The organism is Massilia sp. CT11-108, assembly GCF_047302915.1.
GTDB classification, from domain to species: Bacteria; Pseudomonadota; Gammaproteobacteria; order Burkholderiales; family Burkholderiaceae_D; genus Telluria; species Telluria orientalis.
In genome coordinates, this window is record NZ_JBKYMO010001670.1 from 1 (window position 1) to 247 (window position 247).

Genomic DNA, 247 nt, shown 5'->3' on the forward strand with positions numbered 1-247 from the left:
GTTCCGTCATTCCGGGTGTAATGAAGGTTGATCGTACGATTGGCTTGGAGTCCCGTTCCCTCTCCTTTTACCGTTCCTCGTGGACAGACGAAGCAGAAGTCGTTTTCGTCAACATGGGTCGGACCGTCGCAGTCGCCGTATGCGTGTGGCCGCTTGATGTACTGGTCGATAGCTGTATCATCAGTCACCGCAAACATCGCAATGTGGGGGCACAAGACTCACTTCCTCAATGGCGTCTGTTGTGTCC

1 protein-coding gene is annotated in these 247 nt (G+C 53.8%); it reads right to left on the reverse strand.

Annotated elements, in window-relative coordinates; all coding sequences use genetic code 11:
• On the reverse strand, nucleotides 1-188 hold a 188-nt coding region (locus ACEN88_RS35980; RefSeq protein ID WP_413347165.1), incomplete at its 3' end, for a hypothetical protein.
• Between the last annotated feature and the right edge of the window lie 59 nt (nucleotides 189-247).